At 44.7% G+C, this 11,664-nt stretch carries 8 protein-coding genes; 1 reads left to right on the top strand and 7 read right to left on the bottom strand.

All coding sequences use genetic code 11. The annotated features are described in order from the left end of the window. Positions 1 to 22 precede the first annotated feature (22 nt). A complete protein-coding gene (locus tag ACSF8X_RS06705) occupies positions 23 to 829 on the bottom strand; it encodes an ABC transporter permease (protein WP_500850974.1) in 807 nt (268 codons plus the stop codon). A gap of 494 nt (positions 830 to 1,323) precedes the next feature. Here ACSF8X_RS06705 and ACSF8X_RS06700 point away from each other — a divergent pair, with 494 nt between their 5' ends. After that, positions 1,324 to 2,931: a sulfatase-like hydrolase/transferase gene (locus tag ACSF8X_RS06700; protein WP_500850973.1), complete on the top strand. Its 1,608-nt coding sequence runs from the start codon at positions 1,324 to 1,326 to the stop codon at positions 2,929 to 2,931. A gap of 84 nt (positions 2,932 to 3,015) precedes the next feature. On the opposite strand, the gene ACSF8X_RS06695 is transcribed toward ACSF8X_RS06700, so the two are convergent. From ACSF8X_RS06695 to ACSF8X_RS06670, 6 genes are all read right to left on the bottom strand, one after another. After that, positions 3,016 to 3,759 carry a sulfotransferase family protein gene (locus ACSF8X_RS06695; protein ID WP_500850972.1) on the bottom strand — a complete coding sequence of 248 codons (744 nt, stop codon included), beginning with the start codon at positions 3,757 to 3,759 and terminating at the stop codon, positions 3,016 to 3,018. Further along, positions 3,756 to 5,066: an ABC transporter ATP-binding protein gene (locus ACSF8X_RS06690; protein ID WP_500850971.1), complete on the bottom strand. Its 1,311-nt coding sequence runs from the start codon at positions 5,064 to 5,066 to the stop codon at positions 3,756 to 3,758. The genes ACSF8X_RS06695 and ACSF8X_RS06690 overlap by 4 nt, the downstream gene beginning before the upstream one ends. 421 nt (positions 5,067 to 5,487) lie before the next feature. Next, positions 5,488 to 5,889, bottom strand: coding sequence for a helix-turn-helix domain-containing protein (locus ACSF8X_RS06685; RefSeq protein ID WP_047878696.1), 402 nt, complete (start codon positions 5,887 to 5,889; stop codon positions 5,488 to 5,490). A 431-nt stretch (positions 5,890 to 6,320) separates the two neighbouring features. Next, on the bottom strand, positions 6,321 to 7,748 hold the full coding sequence (locus ACSF8X_RS06680; RefSeq protein WP_500850970.1) for a VapA family S-layer protein: 1,428 nt from the start codon (positions 7,746 to 7,748) through the stop codon (positions 6,321 to 6,323). Between the two features lie 1,249 nt (positions 7,749 to 8,997). Beyond that, positions 8,998 to 11,151 carry a secretin GspD/PilQ domain-containing protein gene (locus ACSF8X_RS06675; RefSeq protein WP_500850969.1) on the bottom strand — a complete coding sequence of 718 codons (2,154 nt, stop codon included), beginning with the start codon at positions 11,149 to 11,151 and terminating at the stop codon, positions 8,998 to 9,000. Between the two features lie 12 nt (positions 11,152 to 11,163). After that, positions 11,164 to 11,664: a hypothetical protein gene (locus ACSF8X_RS06670; RefSeq protein WP_500850968.1), complete on the bottom strand. Its 501-nt coding sequence runs from the start codon at positions 11,662 to 11,664 to the stop codon at positions 11,164 to 11,166.

Below are 11,664 nucleotides of genomic sequence, written 5' to 3'. Positions count from 1 at the left end.
GGCAGCAAATTCTTTTCTATCATCACATAACATCGGGAAAGATGGTTTTCACTTTCTTGAAGAATGCATAACTGACCAATGTGAAAAGAATACTCACTACTGTATAAATACCAACTTCAAACCAGTTGTCGACATGACCCCAAATGACTGCGCCACGGAATGCCTCTACGGGAATAGTCAACGGGTTAAGCTTGATAAATGGCTGGATAATGGCAGGAACATTATCAAGGGAGAAAAATACCGTGCTGGTAAAGAGCAAGATTGTGACGAAAGAACCAATAAACTGTTCGAGATCCTTCACAAACACCCCAAGCGCCGAAAACAGATAAGACGAACCGAGCAACAACAGGGCCAGCGGTGCCACGGTGATAGGGGCCAGCAACATACTCATCGTGAAGCTTGCGCCTTCAACAACCATGAACCCGACCAGTACCAAGGATGCAATTGCAAACTGGAAGCTTGCGGAAAGCAGAACGACCCACGGGAAAACTTCTAACGGAAAGACGATCTTTTTAACAAAATTGGCATTGGATGACATCAGGGATACGGAACGGCTAAAGACTTCCGTCAACCACATATGCAAAATAAGGCCAGAAAACAAAATGATGGCAAAACCCGTTTCCATCTCCCCTTCCATGCCCCATTTCGAACGAAATACATACTGAAACACGAATGTATAAATTGCCAACATCAGCAATGGGTTGAAAAACGTCCACAGCATTCCCATCACAGAGCCTTTGTAACGCATGGCAAGATCACGCTTTGCCATCGTCCAAATCAAGCCTTTGTGCTGTAACAGCGGGGATAGAAAGTTATAGTTCGTTAACATCTGCAACGTTCCCAATATTTATTAACCAGGCTAGCGCATGCAGCGTCACCTATCAGTAAGCGGCGAATTTTAACAAGATCACGCTACACCCACAAGGTGATACCCCAGTTACCTCAAGGTGCCAGATTCAGTGCGACAGCATATCCCATTCTAGGTAACCGTCTGAGGGTATGGATTTTCCCTTTAAACGGCATCTGGGTCTGAAATAATTGTACTGAATCTCTCCCAACGGATCCGGTATGCCGGGAAATGTCTTGGCCTCGACTATCTTGAGGTAGTGCAACACAAACGCAAATGCACAGATAAGTAGGCAAAGCTCAATGTTGACCCGATACATGCATATGAAAAATTCTATTTTAAAATCACATCTTTGTTAACAAATTGTAAGTACTTTATTGTTATCAATTTTAATAACTAAGCCTGCTATCTCAATATTAAAACACCGCATTTACGGCATCTTCCTAAGATCAAATGACACAAATGAGGATTAAATTATGCCGTTTAAGTTGTCATTTTTTGTCGTGTCATTATTTCTGCTCTGCGCTTGCCAAGAACAAGAAAATCCCAGCTCCCGAGCAACAGCCAAAACACAAATTGAAAATATCATTATCATCTATGCTGATGATTTGGGCTTTGGTCAGGTCGGTGCCTATGGACAACAACTGATACAGACCCCAAGAATGGATGACCTCGCCACCAGAGGTATTCGCTTTACCCAGTTCTACTCATCTGCAGCCTACTGCCCGCCAGCTCGAAACAGCCTGCTCACAGGTTTACATACCGGCGAAAGCAACTGGAAAAACCCTGTCGATATGTTTGGCGAAGAAGAAACCATTGCTGATGTTCTCAAAGCCCGGGGCTATGACACCTCTATCTTCGGCAAATGGGGCATGTCCCATGCCGATGACAGCGCCGCACAATTTATCCGGGATACTTACCCGCTGTGCTCCAACATGACTCAAGACGATATGATCCGCAAGCTGCCAGAGGAGTTTATCAACGGACCCGCAGATGCCGGGTTTACCACTTTCGTAGGCTTTATGCAGCACCGCGATGCGCATGTCCATTATCATGACAGCCCACAAACCCCCGAAGAATCCACCCCCTATCACCCCTACTATGAGGGTGTACGCCAAGATCTATTCCAACTGATCGGCGACGAAGTAAAACGCTACAAAACCACCCCAGATCAATATCTGCCCGATGTGATCATGGACGAGGCGATTGCCCATTTGCGTACTGTCAAAGACAACAAGTTCTTCATGCTAATATCCTCAACGCTCCCCCATGCCGAATTGGTTTCTCACCCAGACACAAAAAAACTCTACCAGCAGGACGGTAAAAGTATCTTTCCGGAAACGCCTTGGACCGGCAACCATATATTCTTCCGCCATGTCGATGAGCCCCGCGCTGAACTAGCTGGCATGATCACGCGATTAGACCAGCATGTCGGTATGGTCATTGATGAACTCGAAGCACTCGGTATTGCGGATAAAACCTTGGTGATTATTAGCAGCGACAATGGTGCTCATTTGGCTGGAGGAATGAATGACTTCGAATTTTTCCGCTCTTCCGGCGAACTCCGAGACGGAAAATGGACCATTTACGAAGGGGGGATCAGGGTGCCTACCATTATGTACTATAACGGTATCCGCGCCGGGGTTGAGGAAACCCCTTTTGCCCAGTACCAGCTCAAAGACACGATCCTAGAGCTAGCAACCGGCGAACCTCTAAACCGCTCTATTGTTCCTGTGCTTGACCGGGAGCGCGTGGAGCCTCTTCCCCATCTATATTGGCAACACCATTATGACAAGTCTGAAGAACCGCTCTACGAGAAAGCACATACCCTACAGGCCGTCAGGCAAGGGGATTGGAAGTTAGTCCGACTAGAGCCAACCCCCGATACCACAACCTGGGCTGTCTATGGCAATAACAGTGTTAAGCTGGAACTGTATAATTTGCGCGAAGATGCAGGAGAAACCCAAGACCGCCACCAAGAGCACTGCGATATTACTCTGGCATTGGTCGACATCCTGAACATCTACGCGACAGCGGATAACAAAATAGCACCGATTGAAAATTTCCAGTGCAACCAACAGTAACCTTCGCCCTACCGGCAATAGCCTTCAGAGCATCCGCAATAAGAAACAACAAGGGCTTGGCTAGTCGCCTAGCCAGGCCCTCGGTCAGTCAATGATTTCAAACTGCTTGACGAATTCACGCTCCTGACGCAACCGCCAATGAGCAATCAACTTCGCCAACTTTACTGTTGGGCCTGTCTCACTATATTTACCTGAAAATACGGTCTTTTCAGGTATTTTACAATTTGGCAGATCAAGAAAGTCGAACACTTTCTCAAGGGTCTTGTCATGATATTTACGCAATGACTGATTATGAATCAGCAGTATTTGCTCTGGTGCGAAATGCTTCAGCAAATTGTCATACTGATGAGAGAAAAAACCACGGTCAATATACGAATGCAACCGCCACGATGAGTGCAGGCTCCTGTCACCCTGGGCTCTCTTTAACCGATAGGATTCACTGATAAAAGCCTCAATGATGCCCTTGTCCTCGGTACCGCGACCATATTCCATCTGATACTGCGAAACAGCCCGTTCGACCGGATCCCGCAGCATAAAGATAATTTTGGCATCAGGCGAGTACTCAACCAAATCCCCGTGGATATCCTGCCAGTAGCTATATATCGGCGTGGCATCACAAAGGTATTTCTCCCCTTGGTAATGGCTCGTCAATTGACCATATGCCTGATCCAACGTCTGCTCGCACCGCTGTTCAACAGGCATAAAATCAAAGATATGCGCCTCTTTACCGTCAACAAGACAAATATCCGGATGCTGCTGTAGAAAACTGGCTAAAGCCGTCGTACCGCATTTCTGCCCCCCGACTATAAACAGGTTAACGCGTTTCATGAGGCCAACTCGGTATGCAGTTCAATACCCAAATCGACAACACCTGTCGCATCTGGATTTTCCTGAACGACGCTAAACATTGCAGAATCAACCCCACGATGTAAAAACTTACGCTCGCCGTTTACCAATGCAGAACAGCCGCAATTCATAAAGTAAGTACCATTGCGCAATTGGCACTTAAACCGGAATCTCACCTCAACAGTCTGCCCAGCAGACACATAAGGAATGCGCTTTTGATGGTTTTTGGTCGTGGTCGCACCGGACAGCTCCACCCCTGACACGGTTTTGATCAGCATGCCAAAACCGACTTCAAACGCCTCGCGGTCAAAGTGCACTTTGAAGCAATAGTCATAGCTATGGCCAGCTTCCAGCAAGTTGACCCGCTGGTTATTCAAATTACGAACATGGGGATCTTCAATAAGAGCACCATTAGACTGATACCATACCGTAGACGTCGGCGTTAGCGCCGAATCAAACGTGCCGCTATCATCCGACGGCTGCTGGCTTTCGGCCACGGCTTCAATCTGGGGTGTTTGGCCACAGAGCAGTTGCGCCCTGAAAACCTGTCGGTCGTCACCTTCCATATGCAAGAGCTTATGGTAGTTGTGAACCACTTCCTTAGGTTTGCCTTCCATCAGCACTTCGCCGCGATCAAGCAGAATAGCCCGGTCACAAAGCTCAATAACCTGCCCCGCCGAATGCGATACAAACAAAAGCGTAACGCCATTCGCCTGTAGTTGGCGCAGCCTCGCATGACACTTACGCTGGAAAGCATCATCCCCTACTGCCAACGCCTCATCGATAATCAATACATCAGGGTCTGTATTAATCACAACTGAAAATGCCAAGCGCAACATCATGCCGCTTGAATAGGTTTTGACTGGACGCTCGAGGAACTCACCAATATTGGCAAAGGCAATAATATCATCGAAACGCGCATCAATTTCTTCGGTCGATAATCCTAGTAATGCCGCATTGAAATAAATATTTTCACGCCCGGTAAATTCTGGATTAAAGCCCGAACCCAATTCTAATAATGCAGCAACACGGCCTGATACATTCACTTCTCCGGCGGTAGCCTGCATAACGCCACAAATTATCTGTAGCAGGGTCGACTTTCCTGAACCATTGTGGCCGACGATGCCAATCGTCTCACCTTTTTTTGCTACAAAATTAACATTAGTCAATGCCTGAAAATATTGGCACTCCTCACGAGAAGAAAACAAATGAGCCTTGAGCAATTGCAACGGATTTTGATACATCAGGAACGACTTTGATACCTGACTAACTTGAATAACTTGTTCCATAAATCTCTACCACTGATTTTGAACCAATGGATAATCCCCTAACCTTTAGAAATAATGAAAAGTAGAGTGTGAAATAACCTGCACTGCAAACAAGTTGCACACTCTTCTATTGCTGTTTTTTCTATCATTACATTTATTCAAATGCACCATCAACAACAAAATCAAAAATCAATAGGATTTATTCCAAACTAGATTTTATAAATGTCAAAGGAAGGTTCTGCACAAAAACAAATACCGAAAAGGAATCAATTGGCATTAAATCGAATACGTTATTTTAATTTTATGAATCAAATTACTTATTGGTAATCTAGACACACAAGCGCATTATTTTCTAATTAGAATTGACTTATTTGAGTTCAATAGAATCACATCGACAACAACCGTTACCACCGCTGTAGATATAGAGCTACGCCCTATCCGACTAACTATTTAACTGTTTGATAATTCGATATATATGTGAGGGTTCGAACTCAATATCAAACTGCTCTTTGATATAAAGGTTAAGATCACACCCCTTCAGTTTTCCTGAGTCACAACGGCTATTCCACTTTTCAATATAATCATTAAGCTGAGACAGCTGATCAGATGAAAGCATAGCAGGTCTGCCAGAACGTGGTTTATCTTCTAAACCAGCTAAACCATCTTTCAAAAAACGAGAAATCCAATTATTGACACTAGAACGACTCACTTTCAATGAGCGTGCAATTTCAGTTCTGTTTTTGCCATCCTTAAAATGCGCCAATGCCAAAAGACGAATACGCTTCTGGCCATTCTTCTCTTTACGCGCTAATTGATGGAAATTTGTTGAATCAAAAGTATCCATTGTTTTTATTAATTATCCATACGTCACCATGTAATATTTAATCATATTCACGTCTTATTTCATACCATTAGACGTGAGCAAGATCACACTACAGGTCGTTTTATTAATACTTAAGATGACTAACCGTAATATATCCGGTTAAAAAATCAATATTACATTTTCATCTGGAATATTATAGTTAATTTATTCTCACAAGAGCTTCTATAACACTTATATTATGTCAATTTGTAGGAAAATAAGCTTTTTATTTTTAAACCACAGTAAATCAAGACGACTCATTAAGCACCATTAGTGATTAATTACCTACATCATGCTGGAATAGCTAAATAATTATGGCCTTATATACAATAACAAATACTGTCATCACGAGAATAATAAACAAAAAGGGAGCCATTAGGCTCCCTTTATATTACGTGTTAACTTTAACTCAATTATAGAGTTGCAGCTACACCGATGTTGCCGCTAGTACCAGTTTGGATATCGATACCAACGCCAGCAACTTGTTTCTTAACTGCAGCTTCGCCTTTCTCAGTTTCAACTTCGAATAGGAAGCGAGCTTGTGAACCAGGAGTTACCTCTAGGCCAAGGTCAGCAGCGATTGAAGCAGGAGTTAGAGTAACAGCACCCTTGTTAGCAAGCTTAACAGACAGAGTCTTACCTTTAGCTAGCTCAGTAGAGTTACCTTCTGCATCGTATTCCCATACAGTTACGTTGATTGAACCACCAGCTTCTGGAAGGTTGCCAGATACGTCACGGATGAAGATCTGGTTGTCAGCAGAAGTACCAGTAGTTACTGTGTCAAAAGTGAAACCGTCGTGAGTAATTACGTAAGCGCCTTCGTCACCACGAGCGAACTCAGTGAAAGTAGCGTTAGAATCCATGTATGCAGTGAAGTCGTAGTCCATCACTGGGATTGGGTTCTTACCAGAGAACTTCAGGCTTGGTAGAGTAAGAGTAGTTGTTGCTTCAGGCTCTAGGTTAGAAGTAACAAATGCAGTTGCTTCAGTTTTAGCTGCGTTGATAGTCCAAGCAGTAGTGTCAGCAGAAGCAGCTAGAGCTGTAACATCAGAGAAGTCACCAGCTAGCTTAAGCTTAAGTACTTCTTTGTTTACTGGCTGATCGCTAGTCTGGTTCTTGATAGTTACGTAAGCAGGTGCAGTAGTGAATACTTTACCTTCGCGGTCAAATGACTTGAACTGGTTAGCAACTTTAGCTTCGTTCTCAGAGATTTGAGTGTCAGAGATAGCTACAGTGAATACGTCTAGTAGTTGGAATGCAACTTTAGTTTTCACAGGCTCGCCAGTGAAAGAACCATCAGTTGTCTGTAGGCCAACGCTTGCACGTACTGTACCTTCAGCATTACGTAGGTCGAATGCACCAGTGTGAGCGAAGTCTAGGTTAAAAGTGTTCAGGTTAGCAGTGTCGTCTGCCCAACCAGCACTTTTCACTGGGATTACAAGTACGTTTGGAGCTACTAGAGATGCTTCTCCAATAACGATGTTTGCAGTTAGGTCAGTTACAGCACCACCAGCGTTCGCAGTAGACTGTGCAGTTGCGAAATGGTTAACAGAAGTATCTTTAACCTTTGCAAGGTTCCAAACAGCACCGCCAGAAAGTTCAGCACGGATCATTACAGAGTCAACAACTGGAGTAGCTGCGTCTGCAGAACCTAGCTCTTTAGCAACTTCTTCGATTGCGAAAGTAGCGTCACCACGACCGATTTGGAACTGTAGAACTGCGTCAGTAGACTGAGTTGCTACTTTCTGTAGTTCGATGCCATCTTTAGCTAGTTCAAACGCGTTTGCGCCACCAGCTAGAGTAAGGGTAAGTGCTGCCGCGACAACTGATTTCTTAAACATTGAATATATCCTTCGAATAATTCCCACTAATATTGGTTAAAACAATAAGGAGTCCTTGCTCGTTATTATTCTTCCACTTATAAAGTGGGTTCGTTTCCACTTATAAGTGCTGAGAATTTTGTTCTATTTTTATTTTGGTGTCAACGTTCAAAACTCGATCAAAATAACACAACAAGAATTCATTAATTTCATGGATAAATAAATACACACTCAGCGAAAGGAAAAATTACCTTAAAAAACAACAACATAATTAACAACATCAAACAAAAAACAGATCAGATATTAATACCGAAAAACATGAATCAAAATATATAAGACACATCTTGTCGGTATAAGTAAATAATCAATAGCAATCTAAATAATATATATCGGCATAAGATTTTGATCTAATCGGTAATACATATTACACACTAATTATCATCACATCCTAAATAGGCATTAAATTCCCATCACGTATTAGCTATACTTTACCAAGTAAGTTGGTGTGATTTAGATCAAAATTTTAATGTTGGTATGTGTATGCGATTTGAAAATTAGTGGGTGGGATTTTTAATTATAGAGGCCTAATAATTGCAGGTTATAATGGTTGGCGGCTAAACACTTCGGCGCAAACGATCAATTATTTATACCTAATATTTCCACCATCAAAGTAGCAGCTATCATGATGGACAATAACTTATACCGAGCAGTTTGTACGACAAGCCCACAACTGTACAATTATTGAGCAAATGATTGATAATTTTTTTTGTCAAGGGTCACATTTGCCTACTTCTTACACTTCTATAAGAATATCTTTTTATTTCATCTGTTTATATATCAACCACCTCAGCGTTTGAAGCGAGGTTTAAGTATCAAAAAAACTAAACCGCCCCTTCCTGGTCAACCAGAGTATCGTGTCGAATGGTTATGACTGTAGGTAATAATGTGCGTCATTTCACAGTTCCCCTGCGGGATTTAACGTGATTGGTCAGTGTTACCACCACAATTTATACTGCTTTGTCGTTCTTATAGGCCGCCACATACTGGCGGGCTTTCACTTACGCCCTATCAGATGCTGAATGCATGACAAAACTCTTCCTATTTGCTTCCTGTCAAACTGTGCTACCTATTCTATAACCGAGCTATTGCCATGGCTTGTACGTGTTTCATGCCCAATCAACATGACGCTAAACCGTATGTCCTTACTGCGACAATAAAAAAGGCCAGCTACTTTCGTAGCTGGCCTTTTCGCGTATTAACTATTTACTTGTTACAGTTCGATACCTACTTGGGGCGGTACCAAATCCCAACCAAACAAACTGCGGAATTCCTGAGTATAGAAGTCAGCATCTGAGCGGTTGTAGATAATGTGTGGAGTGATCGTGATAATCAACTCGGTCTTACGATCTTTTACGTTGGTTGCCTTAAATAGGTGCCCCAACACAGGAATATCACCCAACAACGGCACCTTAGTCACCGTTGAACTCTGGTTCTGGCTAATCAATCCACCCAAAACGATAGTTTGGCCGGTTTCTGCCACTAATACAGTTTCAACATGGCGCTTCAAAATTGGCGGAGTATTCCCCTCGCTCTCTCCTGCTTCACTCACTTCTTGCGAAACGGCAAGCTCTACCAAGCCATTTTCGTTAATGGTTGGCATCAGCTCAAGAATCACACCGGTATCTACATAGGTAAAGCTATCCGTCACTGTGCCGTTACTTTCACTGCTGGTTACCGAGCCCGTTTTCACGGCAATTTGAGTACCGACAGAAATTTTGGCCTCTTCACCATCTTTGGCTAACAAACGCGGGCTGGACAGAATATGTACCTTGCCATCTTTCGCCGCCGCGCTCAAATTGGCAGTGAAATCACCAAACGTGCCATTGAGCAGCAAACCACCAGCCGCCAACTTGATACCACCCTCACCGCTGGTACCGCCATTGATTTTGCCACCGTCAACATTGCCGTTTTTGACATTCCAGTTCACGCCAAGATCCAAGCTGTCATCAAGGGTCACTTCCATTACGGAGGCTTCAATCAATACCTGACGCGGACGACGGTCCAGAACTTTAAGCAACTCAACCACTCGCGCATATTCATCATAGGTACCCATGAAGATCAATGCATTACGAGTTTCATCAACCACAATTTTGAACTTATCGTTACCGACAGTCACCGCTGATGCCGCTGAAGACTTACTCTTACCCTGCGATGATCCAGCCCCCGCTAGGGTGGCAGGCCTCACAGCCGACTCTGTCTTCTTAGTCTCTTCTTTATTGGCTGAAGCACCCGCACTACTACCATTACCGAAAACTTGGTTAATCACATCGGTAATGTCCTGAGCTTGGGCATTTTGCATAAAGTAGGTAAAAATGTTCATTTCACCAGCAACGGTCTGCTTTGGCCTGTCAAGCTGGCGGATCCACTGCTTGGTAAAATCCAACCAACTGCGACTGCTGGCGGTCAGCAAAATTCGGTTGCTATCACCAATCGGGGTAATCGACACGCCGGTGACACCCGATTTACTCACAATACCTTTTTCACTGACTTGAGTTGTTACGACCGGAATCCCCTGCAACGGCAAGGTCTGGTTAACATTGGTCACTAACTCTGTTGCCGTAACAAACGCTGGTGTGACCACAGTGGTGAAATTCGATACCGGGGATGGCAGGTCAATCAACTGCAGCAGTTCACGAAAACGCGCAATGTCCTGCTGCTCACCGACAAGAATCAACGAATTCAAATGAGCCTGTGACAATACCCGACCTTTGCCCTGAGTCACAAATGTCATCGCCAGCTGCGAGGCTTGCCCCAACGGCAAGTGATTGACGGGCACAAACTCAATAACCTGACCATAGCGTAGCAGGCGTTTCATGTTGCGCTCGACAATTTCCGGCGATAGGTTTGTCGCCTTTGACAGCGGTACGACCTTAATCAACCCCTTGTCCTGCAACAAAGCGACATCAGACAGGCGCAGCACCTCTTCAACCAAACCCAGCATACGACCCGGCTTGACCGGCTCTGAAATATGCAAGGTCACTGGCTGGGTATTATCCGCCAATGACTGATCGACAATATAGTTCACCCCGAGAATTTCACCCAACGTAAGGTTGATAAACTTATTCAGGGCCAGGCTCTGCGCATTCACCGTAACAGGATTCGTGGACAACTTCAGCGTTTCTGCCGCCAAGTTAGAGTCTCGGTTCGCACGCAACATCGGAGCGGCCGGTACATTGTTGAATTGTGTCTGACCGGCTTCCATTTTCTTGGCCTGCCCTTCAGACACTTTCAGCTGGCTGTTGCGCTCGGCATGATTGGTCGGGGCCGATGGTAGCGGCTCAACCCCATACGGCCGGGCGGCACATCCGCCTAACATTAGCACAATCCCTGTTACTGCCAGTCCTCTGGCTGTTCGCTGTTTCATTATGTTTTCCACTTACTCAAATCTAAATAGTTCAACCTGCGTCAACGCAGCGGCATTTTTATCTGCCAACCAAATCTGACGAGTACCAATTTTGTTGATGGTTCTACCGTCTGGCAGCTCATCCCCTTCACCCAAGGTCATAAAACTGGCATCCGCCATTTCAATCAGGGCTTGTGCTTTTTCTTCCTTGATAATGGCAACCAATTTCCATTGCTTTCCGGTCGCCTGTTGCTTGGCAATCTCTTGATCACTTTGTGCAGATGTTGATTTTTCGCCGTTTTCCTCAGGCTGGGCAGGCTTGCCTACCCCTAGCGGGCCACGGTCACTGCTGAACACATCACTGCTGGCATAGCTATCCAGCCAGTGAAGCGCTGGCGCTTCCGTCTGCTTGGCCCCTGCTAGAGCCAGCGGATCATAGTTTTCCTCTTGATCGGCAAGGGAGAACCATGTCGCCCCCCATCCTCCGGCCACCGCCAAGGCCAAGACCAATGCACCTACCTTCATTGATATCAT

It is taken from the genome of Photobacterium panuliri, from assembly GCF_059920555.1.
This window is presented reverse-complemented; position numbering and strand designations above follow the sequence as displayed.